Consider the following 17,586-nt stretch of genomic DNA (forward strand, 5'->3'; position numbering starts at 1 on the left):
GAGAAGAGAAAAGGAGGGCAGATGATGAGATTAAGTGAGCTGAGCGGAAAGGAAATTGTGGATGTGAAGCGTGCAGAACGGCTGGGAGTACTTGGGCAGACAGACCTTGAAATAAATGAAAAAAGCGGGCAGATTCAGGCATTGCTCATCCCTTCATTAAAGTGGTTCGGCTTCATGCGCCAGGGGGATGAAATCCGGGTCTCATGGCAGCATATCAGGAAAATAGGAAATGACATGATCATTATTGATATCCCGGAATCTGAAGATCAGCAGGAATAGTTTTGAAGGAAGGGCCGGTTAGGTCCTTTTTGTTTTTACCGGGAAGTTTACTTTCTCAATCCCCTTATAAATCCCTTCTAACTTTGACCCAGTTTCTTTTAAGTGGAAAACTCACCTATTGCCCCGTTCATACATAAGATGTTGAAGTAGTTCATTACAAACTTATGGTTATTAATTGATTTGCCGGCCCAATTCTAACGCCATTACTTTTAAAGATAAAACTGCTTGCAATTGCTGTCTTGTGCAACTGCTTAGTAAAGCGGCGTTGCCGGTGCGAGGATACTTTTTACCAGGAGTCATGAAGTTGTAGGCTTCAAAAATAAATGCTTTCTTAAAAAGAAAGAAAAAAGAAGGTGAGTGTTGCATGCTGACAGGAACCCAAATTGCAGTCATCGGCGGTGATGCAAGGCAGCTCGAAATCATCCGTAAACTGACCGAGCTTGATGCAAAGCTCGCATTAATTGGTTTTGAGCAGCTTGATCATGCGTTCTCAGGCGCGGTAAAAGAAAAAATAGATGAAGTGGACTTTACCAATATAGACGCAATTATCCTGCCTGTTCCCGGAACGGGTCTGGAGGGGCAGATTGAAACGATTTTCTCCAATGAAAAAGTAACTTTTGAAGAGGAAATCCTCTCCCAGACTCCGGCCCACTGTACAGTTTATTCGGGCATAACCAATTCATATTTAACCGGAGTAACCAAATCGGCGGACCGCCGTCTTGTTCAATTATTTGAACGTGATGATGTAGCTATTTATAATTCCATTCCAACAGTTGAAGGAACCATTATGATGGCAATCCAGCATACAGATTTCACCATTCATGGTTCTAACATTGCCGTTATAGGCCTTGGCAGAGTTGGAATGAGTGTAGCAAGAACCTTTCATGCACTTGGTGCAAAAGTAAAGGTGGGGGCGAGAAAAAGTGAGCACATCGCCAGGATAACGGAAATGGGCTTAACCCCATTTAACCTGAAGGAAATTGAGGATGCGGTAAAAGATGTTGATATTTGCATAAACACAGCTCCCCATTTAGTTGTAACAGCGTCCGTCATATCGAAGATGCCGACACATACGCTTATCATTGACCTGGCTTCAAAACCCGGAGGCACTGATTTCCGCTACGCAGAAAAACGGGGAGTAAAAGCACTGCTCGCTCCTGGCCTGCCTGGAATCGTTGCTCCGAAAACAGCCGGACAAATACTGGCGAATGTTCTTTCTCAATTGATTAAGGAAGATTTGCAAAAGAGAAAGGGGAATACAATATGAGTTTGAAAGGAAAAAGAATCGGATTCGGATTAACTGGATCGCATTGCACATATGATGCAGTGTTCCCGGAAATAGAAAGGCTTGTTCTCGCCGGGGCTGAAGTGCTTCCGGTCGTAACCTTTACAGTAAAGAGCACTGAGACCAGATTCGGAAAAGGGGAAGACTGGGTTCAGAGAATAGAAGATCTGACTGGACATAAAGTGATTGATTCGATTGTGAAAGCAGAGCCGCTGGGACCTAAGATCCCTCTTGATTGCATGGTGATTGCCCCGCTTACCGGAAATACGATGAGCAAATTTGCCAATGCAATGACCGACTCGCCTGTCCTAATGGCAGCAAAGGCAACCTTAAGAAACGGTAAACCGGTCGTGCTGGGAATATCCACAAATGATGCATTGGGTTTAAATGGAGTAAACTTAATGAGACTAATGGCAACGAAAAATATTTATTTTATTCCATATGGCCAGGATGATCCTGTGAAGAAACCAAACTCAATGGTGGCAAGAATGACAGCATTATCTGATACAGTGCTTCATGCCATGGAAGGTAAACAGCTTCAGCCGGTTCTAGTGGAAAGATATAAAGACGACAATTAGCCCCCTATTTTTTCTAGCAAAAATTTTAGTCCTTTAGTGAACGAATATGTTAAAATAAAGATTATTAAGATAACCAACCTCCAAGGTCTGTTTAAAATAATGTTAACCTCTTGGAGTATGAACAATATGCTGATAATATAAATGGAAGCCTGCCATCTTAATAATCAGGCAGGAAAACGGCTGCCAATTGATTTTGGCTGCCGTTCTATTGAATTTTGGGCTATTGTTTTTCACTAAAAACTAACTTTGCTAGAAAAATATAATGGTATTGGAAGGGGAAAAGAAATTTGGAACAGAAAAAAGGATTTCATGTCGCGGTAGTTGGAGCAACTGGTGCAGTTGGCCAGCAAATGATTCAAACACTTGAAAACAGAGATTTTCCGATCACTCAATTAACTCTCTTATCATCTGCCCGTTCCGCCGGATCAAAGGTAGCTTTCAAGGGCCAGGAGTATACGGTTCAAGAAGCGAAGCCAGAGAGCTTTAAAGGCGTGGACATCGCACTATTCAGCGCAGGAGGAAACGTTTCACAGGAACTGGCCCCACATGCTGTCGAACATGGTGCTATTGTGGTAGACAATACAAGTGCTTTCCGTATGGATCCAAATGTGCCTCTTGTCGTACCTGAAGTAAATGAAGATGACCTTCATAAGCATAATGGCATTATCGCCAATCCAAACTGTTCAACAATCCAAATGGTTGTTGCACTAAAGCCGGTAAAAGAGAAATTCGGCTTAAAAAAAGTAATTGTTTCTACTTACCAGGCTGTTTCAGGTTCTGGAGCAGCTGCAGTTCAAGAGCTGAATGAGCAGACAAAAGCCATTTTAAATAACGAAGAGTATGAGCCGTCAATTCTTCCTGTAAAGAGCGATAAAAAACATTATCAAATTGCATTCAATGCAATCCCGCAAATTGATAAATTTCAGGATAATGGCTACACGTACGAAGAAATGAAAATGATCAATGAGACAAAGAAAATCATGCATATGCCGGAGCTGCAAGTGGCTGCTACATGCGTGCGTCTTCCAGTGGCAACAGGACATTCAGAGTCCCTTTATTTTGAAGTGGAATCAGACAGCGTTACGGCAAATGAAGTAAAGAGCCTTCTGGAAAATGCACCTGGAGTTGTCCTGCAGGATGATCCGGAAAATCAAATTTACCCGATGCCAGCTGATTGTGTCGGTAAAAATGATGTGTTCGTCGGCCGTATCCGCAAAGATCTGGATGAAGATAAAGGCTTTCATATGTGGGTTGTTTCTGATAATCTTCTTAAAGGGGCAGCATGGAATTCAGTGCAGATCGCCGAAAGTTTAATTAATCTGGGAATAGTGAAATAGTTATCGTATTCTCTTCATGTTGAGAGGTTAGAGGTGTTTTAATGAATATCATCGTTCAAAAATATGGAGGCACATCAGTCCGCGACGAGAGTAGCCGCGAGCATGCAGCTAAGCATATCAAAAAAGCGCTGGCAGATGGATACAAGGTTGTTGTCGTTGTTTCAGCAATGGGCCGAAAAGGAGATCCATATGCAACCGACACACTGCTTTCGCTGGTAGAAGGCAATAATACCAAAATCAGCAAACGCGAAACGGATCTGCTCTTATCCTGCGGTGAAGTCATCTCAAGTGTTGTTTTTTCAAACATGCTAAAAGAACATGGGATCACAGCAGCAGCAATGACTGGTGCACAGGCAGGATTTAGAACGAATAATGATCATACTAACGCAAAAATTATCGATATGAAATGCGACAGGCTTTTGAAAGAGCTTGAAAATCATGATGTTATCGTGGTTGCAGGATTTCAGGGATCATCAAAAACCGGTGATGTCACAACCATCGGCAGGGGCGGCAGTGATACCTCTGCAGCGGCTCTTGGAGCAGCCCTAAATGCGGAGTGGATAGATATCTTTACTGATGTGGAAGGCATTATGACCGCTGATCCCCGCATTGCTGAAAATGCGCGCCCATTATCAGTGGTCACTTACACAGAGGTCTGCAATATGGCATATCAGGGCGCTAAGGTCATTCACCCCCGGGCAGTCGAAATTGCCATGCAGGCAAAAATTCCGATCAGAATCCGTTCAACATACTCCGACAGTCTCGGAACCCTTGTCACAACATTGAATAAGAACAGACGCGGAACAGATATTAAAGAGCGTTCGGTAACTGGAATAGCCCATGTTTCCAATGTGACACAAATTAAGGTCCTTGCGAAGAAAGACCAATACGATCTGCAGTCTGAGGTCTTTAAAGCCATGGCTACCCAGGGAATTAGTGTTGACTTTATCAATATATATCCTAATGGCGTCAACTACACCGTAACGGAAGAAATGACCGATAAAGCGATTAGTATTTTAAAGGGCCTGGGTCATGATCCGCTGGTTGAAAGAGAGTGTGCGAAAGTTTCGGTTGTCGGAGCTGGAATGCAGGGTGTACCCGGAGTGGCCTCGCGGATCGTTACGGCATTGTCCGAGCAGGGAATCCGTATTCTGCAGTCAGCAGACAGCCATACAACAATCTGGGTCCTGGTAAAGCAGGCAGATTTGATAAAGTCTGTTAATGCATTGCACGATGCTTTCCGCCTGGAAGAAGATTTAGCGGAATATGAGAGAACAGACATTTAAAAATTTGAAAATAACATGTTTAAAAAGGGGAAGAAAGCCATTCAGCGGTTAACGACGGATTTGTATCCTATGCGGCAGATCCGACCGTTTCTTCCCGATCTTTTAAACATCTGCAAGGAGTGTAAACATGGTTCTATTTGGCCGAGTATCAACAGCAATGGTAACACCATTCGATAATAAGGGACATATTGATTTCCCTAAGACGACACAGCTAATCAATCATCTTATTGAAAACGGAACAGATTCTTTAGTTGTTGCCGGGACAACAGGGGAGTCCCCAACACTGACAAAAGAGGAAAAGCTGGCATTATTCAAACATGCAGTGAAAGCAGCTGACAAACGGGTGCCTGTCATTGCCGGCACCGGAAGCAATAACACGTATGAATCCATTGAATTAACGAAAAAAGCAGAGCAAATTGGTGTTGATGCGATCATGATCGTAGCACCATATTACAATAAGCCAAATCAGGAAGGGCTTTACCAGCATTTCAAGGCAATTGCGGAAAGCACGAGCCTCCCGGTAATGGTTTATAATATTCCGGGACGCTCTTCAGTGAATATTCTGCCAGAAACAATCATCCGCCTTTCCGAAATCTCTAACATCGCGGCAGTGAAAGAAGCAAGCGGAGATCTGAATGCAATGGCCAAAATTATTGCTAATACGGATGATGACTTTATGCTATACAGCGGTGATGACGGACTTACTCTTCCATGTATGGCAATAGGCGGGACTGGAATTGTGTCTGTTGCTTCCCATGTAATAGGGAATGAAATGCAGGAAATGATCACAGCTTACCTGAATGGTGAAAATGAAAAAGCTGCAAAAATCCATCAAAAAATTCTTCCGATCATGGAGGGTCTTTTCGCAGCCCCAAGCCCAGTGCCTGTAAAAACGGCGCTGCAGCTTAAAGGGCTGGATGTCGGATCCGTCCGTCTTCCAATGGTCCCATTAACAGAACAGGAACGCAGTGCAGTTGCTGCCCTATTTAAATAATACTTTGCTTGCCAACCAGTGCTTTGCTGGTTGGTTTTTATTTTATTATATGGCGGATTTATAACCCCAAAAAACTAGAGACTAAATATAAAAAGCCCCAGGAACGCTCAAATAAAGCCCATGTATAAATTTGGTTGTCATGTTTTTACGACTTCAAGTATAATATGGATAACTGATCTTGATCGGCTGAACATGCATGGGAGGATAATACATTGAAAAAGAGACAGAATGATAGCATCAAGCTGGCAGCACTCGGAGGAGTCGGAGAACTTGGGAAGAATATGTATTTGGCAGAGGTGGACGAGGATATATATGTCATCGATGCCGGATTAATGTTCCCTGAAAATGAAATGCTCGGAATTGATATCGTGATACCGGATGTTACATATCTAGTTCAAAACAAGGAAAGAGTAAAAGGAATTTTTCTGACACATGGACATGAGGATCATATTGGTGGACTGTCTTATGTGCTTGCAAAAGTCAATGTACCTGTTTACGGAACAAAGCTGACTCTGGCGCTGGCCAAAGCCAAAATGAAGGAACAGGAATACAAAGGCAAGGCACAGTTTATTGAAATCAATTCAGATACCAGGGTTGAATTTGATTCGGCAGATGTAACTTTTTTTAGAACCAGCCATAGCATTCCGGATAGTGTGGGTGTTGCCATACATACATCAGAAGGTGCAATTGTGTATACCGGCGACTTTAAATTCGATCAGGCAGCGACTGACTTATACAAACCTGAAATCGGCAAAATGGCGCGCTTAGGTGAAGAAGGAGTTCTTTGCCTTCTATCTGACAGTACCGAAGCAGAAAAACCAGGCTACACCAGCTCAGAATCGAAGGTGGCCAGAGAGATGACAGCTGCATTCTATGCTGCTAAGGGGAGAGTCATTGCGGCTTCCTTTGCATCTGACTTAATTCGTATACAGCATATTTTTGATGCAGCGATCGAAACAGGCAGGAAACTGGCAGTGGTCGGCAAAAGTCTGCAGAGAATCTATGACATTGCTCTGCAGCTCGGATATTTGCAGGTAGGAGAAGATGTGATTATTCCTGTTGCTGAGATCGGCAAATACAGTGATGACCAAATCGTGGTTCTTACCACGGGTACACAGGGAGAGCCAATCGAAGCACTCCAAAAAATGGCGAAGCAGTCCCATAGACAGGTCAATATAAAACACGGCGATACCGTTTTACTCGCTGCATCACCATTAAGAGGCACTGAGGTATTTATTTTCAAAACCATTGATATGCTGTTTAGAGCGGGTGCTGAGGTAATCCCAGGAAAGGGAACCTTTAATACCTCGAGCCATGGCAGCCAGGAAGAACTTAAATTTATGATTAATCTGATGAGTCCCAAATTCTTCATCCCTGTTCATGGGGAGTACCGAATGCTGAAAGCCCATGCAAAAGTTGCTTTGGAGTGCGGATTATCAAGCGGACAAATTTTTATCCCGGATAAAGGCGATGTAGCAGAAATCAAGGATGGCACAATCGTACCCGGAGGGAAAATTCCATCAGGTAATGTTCTGATTGACGGAATTGGTGTCGGCGATGTCGGAAATATTGTCTTAAGAGACCGGAAGCTGCTTTCTCAGGATGGTGTTTTATTGGTGGTAGTTACTCTTAATAAAAAAGAAAAGAAAATCTCAGCTGGCCCTGAAATCATTACAAGAGGATTTGTGTATGTCAGGGAATCAGAAAAGCTTCTTGAGGAAGCTGTAAAAATAGTAAGAGAAGCGGTAGAACAGAACCTTGCCAGAGAAGCATTTGACTGGTCAGGAATTAAGCAGGATATGCGTGACAGCCTGAATCAGTATCTTTATGAAAAAACAAAACGCAGACCAATGATTCTTCCAATTCTTATGGAGGGATAACAGTCAGAACACAGCCCGCATCGATTGCAGGGCTGTGTTTTTTGCTTTTGACCCTCAGGTAATAATGCGCATGAAAAATGATCACGCGTTCATACTAACAATATATTGCTTGAAGGGAGAAATAAGGATGGAAAACGATTTGAAAAATACCCGCAATGAGGGCGGAGAAGGGCAAGAACAGCCGAAAGAGGATAAACCTTCTGCCCTTATGGAAAAAATTCAGCAGCTAGGACAAACAAATGTGCCGCAGCTGTCTCAGGATTCCAAAATTCACTGCTTGACAATTGTCGGACAGGTGGAAGGGCATCTTCAGCTTCCGCCGCAAAATAAAACAACAAAATATGAGCATTTAATCCCTCAGATCGTTGCGATTGAGCAAAACCCAAAGATAGAAGGTCTTCTGGTTATCTTGAATACTGTTGGCGGCGATGTGGAGGCCGGGCTGGCAATATCAGAAATGCTTGCATCATTGTCTAAGCCAACAGTCTCCATTGTCCTTGGAGGCGGCCATTCCATTGGTGTTCCTATTGCGGTATCATGCGATTATTCCTTTATTGCAGAGACAGCTACGATGACCATCCACCCTATCAGACTGACCGGCCTGGTAATCGGTGTGCCGCAAACGTTTGAGTATATGGATAAAATGCAGGATCGGGTAATTAATTTTGTAACAAAGCATTCCAATATATCAGAACAGAAATTTAAAGACCTGATGTTTGATAAGGGCAACCTGACCAGGGATATAGGGACGAATGTGGTCGGCAGGGATGCTGTTGAGTATGGACTGATTGATGAAGTAGGCGGTGTTGGGCCTGCGCTCGCAAAGCTGAATGAGCTGATTGATATGAATAAACCAACAGAAGAAGTGATGGTTCAATGATCCTTTATACAATGATGCCGCAAGAACTCATTTACCAAAATGAGCAGGACGATTTCAGCAAGCAGAAGATTGTCTCATATGAAGGAATCCCTCTCCTTGTTGAAATGAATGCAGGACAGGAATGCCGCATTTTAAGAATCATGAGCAGCGATCCCACCCATTATATGGATGAAAGGTACACTCCCGGTTCCATGATCACTTTGACGCAGTTAAGCTGATAAATCCTTTCAAAAAACAACTTAATTTAGAATCGTTATGATATAATAAAAGTAACTTTAGAAGCAGCCAAAAAATGGCTGCTTCTTCTTTCATAACAGACATGATGTATTACATAATGGAATTTAGATGATGCTGTTAATAAGAATAATGATAAGGTGATAATATGGCCAAAAGAAAGAAAAGAAAGTCTAAAAAGAACGAAACATTGAAACGGACAATGAAATTTGAACTAATTGCCCTGATTTTGCTGGCACTTGCGGTATTATCAATTGCCAGGCTCGGAGCGGTCGGGAATGCAACGGTGCTTTTTTTCCGTTTTTTTATGGGAGAATGGTACATGCTCAGCCTGATTGGACTTGTTATTTTTTCAGGTTATCTGATGTGGAAGAGGGCACTTCCCTATCTTTTCCACACGAAATTAATCGGAATTTATCTCATCATAAGCTCCCTACTGCTGTTGAGTCATGTAACATTATTTCAGCTTCTCTCAAATGGAGGGAAGTTTGATGATCCGAGTGTAATAGCCAATACGTGGGAACTATTCCGGATGGAAGTCCGGGGAGAAACAAGCACAACCGCTTTAGGCGGAGGAATGCTGGGGGCTATTTTTTTCGCCCTCTTTTATTATCTTTTTGATGAAGCAGGATCAAAAATTGTAGCCTTTTTATTAATTATTATCGGTTTTGTTCTTATCACTGGAAAAACGTTCGGAGATGCTGCAGGGAAAATGATGGCCGCAATTCTTAATTTCTGCAAGAAACAATGGGCTGCTTTTATAAATGATATGAAAGAATGGAAACAAAAAGGCAGAGAAAGACGAGAAGAAAGGCAGTCAAGAAGAGAAGAAGAGCAGCGTGCTCTTCAGCAGGAAGAAGAACCTGAAACGGTAATAACGATCAATAATTCTTCCGAACCGGTATCTGAACCAACTCCCGAACCAATAATATCAAGCTTTGCCGAAAGAGCTTATCAGGAGGATCTCCGGGATGCGGCTGCTGATCAGCCACAGGAAAAGGCAGTCACAGAGCAGGAGGATGAAAATGCGCCGCCTATCACGTTTACAGAAGTGGAAAACAAAGACTACGAGCTGCCTCCTATCAGACTTTTAAAACTGCCAAGGCAAACTGATCAAAGCGGTGAATATGAGCTAATCCACGCGAATGCTGCTAAGCTCGAAAGAACATTTCAGAGTTTCGGAGTAAAAGCAAGGGTGACACAGGTTCATTTAGGTCCGGCTGTTACAAAATATGAGGTTCATCCGGATGTTGGAGTAAAGGTAAGCAAAATCGTTAGTCTGAATGATGATTTGGCATTGGCACTGGCAGCTAAGGATATCCGGATCGAAGCACCTATTCCGGGTAAATCAGCTATTGGAATAGAAGTCCCTAACTCAGAAGTGGCTATGGTTTCTCTAAGGGAAGTAATTGAATCCAAACAAAATGACAAGCCGGACTCCAAGCTTATGATCGGGCTGGGCCGTGATATAACCGGAGAAGCTGTCCTCGCAGAACTCAATAAAATGCCCCACCTTCTTGTTGCCGGCGCGACAGGAAGCGGAAAGAGTGTTTGTATTAACGGAATCATTACCAGCATTTTGATGAGAGCAAAACCACATGAAGTAAAATTAATGATGATTGACCCTAAAATGGTCGAGTTGAATGTTTACAATGGGGTGCCTCATTTACTGGCACCGGTTGTGACAAATCCGAAGAAAGCTGCTCAGGCGCTGCAGAAAGTTGTCAGTGAGATGGAAAGGCGCTATGAGCTGTTCTCACATACTGGCACAAGGAATATCGAAGGCTATAATGAGTATGTAAAAAGGCATAATGCAGAAGAGGAGGCACAGCAGCCCCTCCTGCCGTATATTGTTGTTATAGTGGACGAGCTTGCAGACTTAATGATGGTGGCATCCTCCGATGTGGAAGACGCAATCACTCGCCTTGCTCAAATGGCACGGGCGGCAGGCATCCATTTAATAATCGCAACTCAACGTCCGTCAGTGGATGTTATCACAGGTGTAATTAAAGCAAATATACCTTCAAGAATTGCGTTTGCTGTTTCATCAATGACAGATTCAAGAACCATCCTGGATATGGGCGGAGCGGAAAAACTACTGGGAAGAGGAGATATGCTTTTCCTTCCTGTTGGTGCTTCAAAACCAGTCCGTGTACAGGGAGCCTTCCTGTCAGATGAAGAAGTTGAAGAGATAGTGGACTTCGTCATCGGCCAGCAGAAGGCGCAATATCAGGAAGAAATGATTCCGGAGGATATCCCGGAAGCTGCAGGAGAAGTGGATGATGATCTTTATGAAGAAGCTGTTGAATTGATATTGGAAATGCAGACTGCTTCTGTCTCCATGCTTCAGAGAAGATTCAGAATTGGCTATACGAGAGCGGCAAGGCTGATCGATGAAATGGAAGCAAGGGGGATTGTCGGACCATATGAAGGCAGCAAGCCAAGATCTGTGCTCCAGGGCAAGCCTTCGGAGGAAGCAAGTTCTTAAAATTAATAAGCATGACATATTTAAAAATGGCCTGTCTGCGGACGGCCATTTTTTTAACGTTTTAGGAAGATTTTTGCCTGAAAAATGAAGGCTATAAAAAAACCATTTCATTATGCCATACTACTAAAAACGTTTACACAAAATGAAAGAGGTATGGTACTTTCATCTCATTATGAAATAGTATGAATTGCCAGGTGTATTTTTCGCTTTTAATAAAAATGTAATCGTTTTCAATATGGTATTATACCAGAAAAAAAGAATTGGTACAGAGGGATTTACAAACATTTTGTTCTTTTCACCTTTTTTCGACAAATTGATAAATTTCTATTTCTTTATTGGGTAAAAAGTGTTATAGTATTTTCGATTAGTAGGAATGATTGAACATCAGAGGTCTGATGTCTTGAGAACTGAAGTTGGAGGAACCCTGCATGTCTATTAAGTCAGATAACCGGCATTTATATTTGCAAGTCATCGATCGATTAAAACAAGATATTGAAGATGGAGTGTATAAAGAAAAAGAAAAGCTTCCATCAGAATTTGATCTTGCCAAACAGCTTGGTGTCAGCAGAGCTACACTGCGGGAGGCGCTGCGCATTCTTGAAGAAGAAAACGTAATTATCCGCCGTCACGGTGTAGGCACCTTTGTAAATGCAAAGCCGCTATTTACATCAGGCATCGAACAGCTTAATAGTGTCACAAACATGATTTTGCAGGCAGGGATGAAGCCGGGAACCGTTTTCTTGAGTTCTGTAACTTTGGGACCTACTGAAGACGATATCCGCAGATTCTCATGTGCGCCAGACCAGGAGATTGCTGTAATTGAGAGGGTTAGAACAGCGAATGGTGAACCGGTCGTTTATTGTGTGGATAAAGTTCCTGAGAATATTCTCCCGGATACATTTTCCCACGAACAAGAGTCGATCCTCAACATGCTTGAAGAAGAGGCAAACCGGAAAATCACTTATGCTGTCGCTCAAATCGAGCCTATTGGCTATCACGAGAAAATTTCCCCTATTCTGGAATGTGACCCTGAAACTGCATTGCTTGTACTAAAGCAGATGCATTTCGATGAAGCGGATACACCGATTCTTTATTCGGTCAATTATTTCAGAGCTGATAAGTTCAGTTTCCATGTCCTCAGAAAGAGAATCTAGCTTTTTGGGAAGCACGAAAACACAATCATTCATTCCGCTAATGCAAAAACAATTTCTTAGGGGGTACCAACCTTGAAAAAGCGTAAATTTGGATTGGCGCTATCTTTAGTTCTTGCTGCTGGAACGATTCTGGGTGCTTGCGGCAAAAGTGAAGAAAAAGGCGGAGAAACAGCTGGCGGAGACGATAAAGAAAAAGCATTCTCTGTAGCGATGGTAACAGATGTCGGCGGTGTAGATGATAAATCATTTAACCAATCTGCTTGGGAAGGTTTAAAAGCATTTGGTGACGAAAATGGACTTGAAAAAGGAAAAGGCGGATATGACTATCTTCAATCACAGTCAGATGCTGACTATTCTACAAACCTTAATACATTAGCACGTCAGGACTTTGATCTTGTTTTTGGAATCGGTTTCTTAATGGAAGGTGCAATCAATGAGATTGCTCAGCAGCAAAAAGATTCCCATTTCGGTATCGTTGACGCGGTAGTAGATCAGCCGAACGTAGCAAGCATCATGTTCAAAGAGCAGGAAGCTGCATTCCTTGCGGGTGTTGCTGCAGCAAATGCAACTAAAGAAAACAAAATTGGTTTCATCGGCGGTATGGAAATTCCGGTTATCGAGCGTTTTGAATCTGGATTCCTTGCTGGTGTTCAAGCGGTAAACCCTGATATTAAAGTAGAAGTTCAATATGCTGGTGCATTTGATAAAGCTGAATTAGGCCAGACAATTGCTTCTAAAATGTACTCTTCTGGCGTAGATGTAATCTTCCACGCTGCCGGCGGAACTGGAAACGGTCTTTTCAAGGAAGCTCGTGACCTTAAAAAGAAAGACCCGGCAAGAGAGCTTTGGGCAATTGGTGTTGACTCAGATCAGACAGCTGAGGGTGTAGTAGAAATCGATGGCAAAGAGCACAATGTAATCCTTACATCTGCTCTTAAGCGTGTAGACAATGCTGTAAAGGACCTTTCTACAAAGGCTAAAGACGGCAGCTTCCCTGGTGGAGAAACAACTACTTACGGATTGGCTGAAGACGGTGTAGGCCTTGCTCCTATCAACCCGGAAGTATCTGCTAAAGCAGAAATCGAAGGTGCAGTTAAAGAATGGCAGGAAAAGATCAAGAATGGTGACCTGACTGTCCCATCTTCAAAAGATGAACTGGCTTCTTTCTCAGTTGAATAATTAATTTTAGGAATAAGCAGGTTGCACTGCGGCCTCTTATTCCTTTTTTAAAAAAATTAAAAGTTTAAATGAAGGGCAGAATTAATTCTGTATTTCACTTAGATTTTTAATGCACTAATTCTTATTTTAAATTATTTAGGAGCTTGGCTTTATGGCCAGGTTTTTCTAAGAAATTCCAAGGTCTGACCTCTTACTACTAAAAGATTTCCTTATATTTTGAGCAAGGAGTGAAACAAATGGATTATGTTATTGAAATGCTCAACATACGCAAGGAATTTCCTGGAATCGTTGCAAATGATAATATTACGCTTCAGCTGAAACCAGGTGAAATTCATGCGCTGCTTGGCGAAAATGGTGCAGGCAAGTCAACATTGATGAACGTCCTTTTTGGCTTATATCAGCCTGAAAAGGGTGAAATTAAAGTTAAAGGAAAACCGGTGAGCATCACCGATCCAAATATAGCAAATGACTTGGGCATCGGGATGGTCCATCAGCATTTTATGCTTGTAGACCGTTTCACTGTCACTGAAAATATTATTCTTGGAAAAGAAACAACCAAAGGCGGAAAAATTGATATTAAAAAGGCTGAGAAGGAAGTTAGGGAGATTTCCGAGCGATATGGACTTGCGGTTGACCCGCAGGCGAAAATATCCGATATTTCAGTTGGAATGCAGCAGCGGGTGGAGATCTTAAAGACTCTTTATCGCGGTGCTGAAATCCTTATTTTTGATGAGCCTACTGCTGTTCTGACTCCACAGGAAATTAAAGAGTTAATCCAGATTCTGAAAACTCTAATTCAGGAAGGCAAATCTATAATTCTAATCACTCACAAGCTAAAGGAAATTATGGAAGTGTGTGATCGGGTAACGGTTATCCGCAAAGGAGTTGGAATCGGTACCGTTAATGTAAGTGAAACGAACCCGAATGACCTTGCCAGCTTAATGGTGGGAAGGGAAGTTACTTTTAAAACGGATAAAACCGACTCAAAGCCGCAGGAGCAGGTGCTTGAGATTCATGATCTAAATGTGAAAGATTCTCGGGGGCTTGGTGCTGTTAATAATCTTAACCTCAATGTACGGGCAGGTGAAATTGTCGGTATTGCGGGCGTAGACGGGAATGGACAGTCAGAATTAATTGAGGCAATCACTGGCTTGAGGAAATCTGAAAGCGGTTCAATTAAATTGAATGGCAAAGAAATTGTGAATATGTCTCCTCGTAAAGTTACGGAGACTGGTGTAGGGCATATCCCTCAGGACCGTCACAAGCATGGACTTGTCCTCGATTTTCCAATTGGAGAGAATATGGTTCTGCAAACCTATTACAAAGCTCCATTTTCTAAAAAGGGTGTTCTAAACTTTAAACAAATCTACAGCAAAGCAACAAAGCTGATTAAAGAATTCGACGTTAGGACCCCAAGTGAATATACACTTGCACGGGCACTTTCCGGAGGTAACCAGCAGAAAGCCATAATCGGACGTGAAATTGACCGCAATCCGGATCTTCTGATTGCTGCTCAGCCGACACGCGGCCTGGATGTTGGTGCAATTGAATACATTCACAGGCGTCTGATTGAACAGCGTGACCAAGGGAAAGCAGTGCTGCTTCTTTCATTTGAATTGGATGAAATAATGAATGTCAGCGACCGGATCGCTGTTATTTATGAGGGAGAAATTGTAGCAGTAGTTGACCCGAAACAAACAACTGAACAAGAATTAGGTTTATTAATGGCCGGTTCTAAACGGAAGGAAGCGGGTGGCGAAAACCATGTCTAATCGCATGAAGAATATTGTCGTACCTCTAGTTGCCGTTCTGCTTGGGGTATTAGTAGGTACAATCATAATGATAGCAACAGGATATAATCCCGTATCCGCATTTATTGCCTTATGGAACGGTGCTTTCGGAGAAATCTACTATACTGGCGAAGTAGTCAGACAGGTGACTCCTTATATTCTTGCCGGTTTGGCGGTTGCATTTGCTTTTCGTACAGGCTTATTTAATATCGGTGTTGAAGGACAGCTGATCGTCGGATGGCTTGCAGCTGTTTGGGTAGGGGTTGCATTTGAACTTCCAAAGTTCATCCATCTGCCGCTAGCGGTTCTCGCAGCTGCAGCTGCTGGAGCGCTGTGGGCATTCATACCGGGCCTTTTGAAAGCCAAGTTTAAAGTGCATGAAGTTATTGTCACGATCATGATGAACTATGTGGCCTTGCATGTAACCAACTATATAGTCCGTACGGTTCTTTCAGAAAAAAGTGACCGGAGCGAGATGATTGCAGAATCTGCATCATTGCGTTCCCCGTTTCTTGAAGGATTAACTGATTATTCCCGTTTGCACTGGGGAATTTTAATTGCTTTAGCATGTGTGTTTATTATGTGGTTCCTATTAGAAAAAACATCTAAAGGATACGAATTGCGAGCTGTAGGCTTTAACCAGCATGCATCTGAATATGCAGGCATGAGCGTCAGCAAAAATATCATTTTATCAATGGTCATCTCAGGAGCATTTGCAGGACTTGCGGGTGCGATGGAAGCGTTGGGTACATTCGGCTATGCAGCCATAAAGGGCGGCTTTACCGGAGTAGGTTTTGACGGAATCGCGGTAGCACTCTTAGGCGGGAATGGTCCAATTGGAATTATTTTTGCAGCATTGCTATTCGGAAGCTTGAAGGTCGGCGCCTTAAACATGCCGCTTGAAGCTGGAGTTCCTAATGAACTGGTTGATATTATCATTGCTCTTATCGTGTTCTTTGTTGCTGCAAGCTATATGATTCGCATCTTTATTGACCGTATCAGCAAAAAGGGGGTGAAGTAAGTGGGCTTAATGGAGATCTTATTAATTATTATTCCAGCAACTTTGCTTTGGGCAGCCCCGCTTATTTTCACTGGATTGGGCGGAAACTTTTCAGAAAGCTCCGGTGTTGTAAATATTGGTTTAGAAGGCTTGATGGTAATTGGAGCGTTCACTGCCATTGTTTTTAACCTAACATTTGTTGATGTATTTGGCAGCATGACACCGTGGGTTGCATTACTCGCAGCTATGGTTGTTGGAGCTCTGCTATCCATCCTGCATGCTGTTGCTTCTATTACCTTTAGAGCAGACCAGGTTGTGTCAGGGGTTGCAATTAACCTTCTGGCAATTGGTGCGGCACTGTTCCTGGTTAAATTCATTTATGGAAAAGGCCAGACAGATATCATTCAAAAAGGATTCAGCAAAGTGGATATTCCATTTTTGAGTGATATCCCTGTTATAGGTAAATTATTTTTCTCAAACACTTACTATACTTCATTCGTTGCCATAGCCGTTGCATTTCTCGCCTGGTTTGTGATGTTTAAAACTCCATTCGGGCTAAGGCTGCGTGCGGTTGGTGAACATCCAATGGCTGCCGATACAATGGGTATTAATGTCACAAGGATGAGATACATTGGGGTATTAATCTCCGGAGCCCTTGCAGGAATTGGCGGCGGTGTGTATGCACAGTCGATTTCTTCAGACTTCGGCCATGCAACCATCAGCGGCCAGGGCTTTATGGCATTGGCGGCATTGATCTTTGGTAAGTGGCATCCGCTTGGTGTTATGGGTGCGGCTCTATTCTTTGGATTTGCGCAAAGCTTGAGCATCATGGGCTCCAGCCTTCCATTCCTGGAGAATATTCCAAATGTATACCTTCTCATTGCACCATATGTTTTAACGATTCTGGCATTAACTGGTTTCATCGGACGCGCGGATGCTCCAAAAGCAGCTGGTATTCCTTATATAAAAGGAAAACGTTAACACACAAAGCCTCATTTCTTTTCGGAAATGGGGCTTTATATTTTTCAGATTCTTATTAAAAACCATCACTTATAAAAAAATATATAAACCTTCCAATACAGCCAATAACTTGAAATAAAGAAATAGGGCAAGGTATAGTAAGAATATGATTTATTACAAAGGATATTATAGAAGATAGCAGCAAAGTGTTTACATACAGGGGATGCTCCCTCTATTTACTATTGACCGTACTTTGGACTCA

15 protein-coding genes are annotated in these 17,586 nt (G+C 42.7%); all 15 read left to right on the forward strand.

Going from position 1 to position 17,586, the window contains the following annotated elements; all coding sequences use genetic code 11:
- Nucleotides 1–24 precede the first annotated feature (24 nt).
- The gene (locus CHI10_RS00815; RefSeq protein WP_048008980.1) at nt 25–279 is read left to right on the forward strand and encodes a YlmC/YmxH family sporulation protein; all 255 of its coding nucleotides are present in this window, start codon (nt 25–27) and stop codon (nt 277–279) included.
- A gap of 364 nt (nt 280–643) precedes the next feature.
- Entirely contained in the window at nt 644–1,546 is a 903-nt protein-coding gene (gene dpaA / locus CHI10_RS00820) for a dipicolinic acid synthetase subunit A (RefSeq protein ID WP_095242395.1), read from the forward strand.
- On the forward strand, nt 1,543–2,142 hold the full coding sequence (gene dpaB, locus CHI10_RS00825) for a dipicolinate synthase subunit B (protein WP_048008979.1): 600 nt from the start codon (nt 1,543–1,545) through the stop codon (nt 2,140–2,142). The genes dpaA and dpaB overlap by 4 nt, the downstream gene beginning before the upstream one ends.
- A gap of 287 nt (nt 2,143–2,429) precedes the next feature.
- Nucleotides 2,430–3,479, forward strand: a complete 1,050-nt coding sequence (gene asd / locus CHI10_RS00830) for an aspartate-semialdehyde dehydrogenase (RefSeq protein WP_095242396.1) — start codon at nt 2,430–2,432, stop codon at nt 3,477–3,479.
- Nucleotides 3,480–3,520: 41 nt separating this feature from the next.
- Nucleotides 3,521–4,765 carry an aspartate kinase gene (gene dapG / locus CHI10_RS00835; protein WP_095242397.1) on the forward strand — a complete coding sequence of 415 codons (1,245 nt, stop codon included), beginning with the start codon at nt 3,521–3,523 and terminating at the stop codon, nt 4,763–4,765.
- A 127-nt stretch (nt 4,766–4,892) separates the two neighbouring features.
- Complete coding sequence (gene dapA / locus CHI10_RS00840) at nt 4,893–5,759, forward strand: 4-hydroxy-tetrahydrodipicolinate synthase (protein ID WP_095242398.1); 867 nt, start codon at nt 4,893–4,895, stop codon at nt 5,757–5,759.
- Between the two features lie 212 nt (nt 5,760–5,971).
- Nucleotides 5,972–7,639 (forward strand): ribonuclease J, encoded by a 1,668-nt coding sequence (locus CHI10_RS00845; RefSeq protein WP_095242399.1) that lies wholly within the window; start codon nt 5,972–5,974, stop codon nt 7,637–7,639.
- A 127-nt stretch (nt 7,640–7,766) separates the two neighbouring features.
- A complete protein-coding gene (locus CHI10_RS00850) occupies nt 7,767–8,519 on the forward strand; it encodes a ClpP family protease (RefSeq protein ID WP_095242400.1) in 753 nt (250 codons plus the stop codon).
- Complete coding sequence (locus tag CHI10_RS00855) at nt 8,516–8,737, forward strand: YlzJ-like family protein (protein ID WP_061791018.1); 222 nt, start codon at nt 8,516–8,518, stop codon at nt 8,735–8,737. Before CHI10_RS00850 ends, CHI10_RS00855 begins: the two co-directional genes overlap by 4 nt.
- A 164-nt stretch (nt 8,738–8,901) precedes the next feature.
- Nucleotides 8,902–11,241, forward strand: coding sequence for a DNA translocase FtsK (locus tag CHI10_RS00860; RefSeq protein ID WP_095242401.1), 2,340 nt, complete (start codon nt 8,902–8,904; stop codon nt 11,239–11,241).
- 428 nt (nt 11,242–11,669) lie between these two features.
- Entirely contained in the window at nt 11,670–12,395 is a 726-nt protein-coding gene (locus tag CHI10_RS00865) for a GntR family transcriptional regulator (RefSeq protein ID WP_095242402.1), read from the forward strand.
- Nucleotides 12,396–12,467: 72 nt separating this feature from the next.
- The gene (locus CHI10_RS00870) at nt 12,468–13,574 is read left to right on the forward strand and encodes a BMP family lipoprotein (RefSeq protein ID WP_095242403.1); all 1,107 of its coding nucleotides are present in this window, start codon (nt 12,468–12,470) and stop codon (nt 13,572–13,574) included.
- A 236-nt stretch (nt 13,575–13,810) separates the two neighbouring features.
- Entirely contained in the window at nt 13,811–15,346 is a 1,536-nt protein-coding gene (locus CHI10_RS00875; RefSeq protein WP_095242404.1) for an ABC transporter ATP-binding protein, read from the forward strand.
- Nucleotides 15,339–16,385, forward strand: a complete 1,047-nt coding sequence (locus CHI10_RS00880; RefSeq protein WP_095242405.1) for an ABC transporter permease — start codon at nt 15,339–15,341, stop codon at nt 16,383–16,385. Before CHI10_RS00875 ends, CHI10_RS00880 begins: the two co-directional genes overlap by 8 nt.
- On the forward strand, nt 16,386–17,345 hold the full coding sequence (locus CHI10_RS00885) for an ABC transporter permease (RefSeq protein WP_095242406.1): 960 nt from the start codon (nt 16,386–16,388) through the stop codon (nt 17,343–17,345). It begins immediately after the preceding gene.
- Nucleotides 17,346–17,586: the final 241 nt, after the last annotated feature.

It is taken from the genome of Bacillus sp. 7894-2, assembly GCF_002272225.1.
Lineage (GTDB): Bacteria > Bacillota > Bacilli > Bacillales > Cytobacillaceae > Cytobacillus.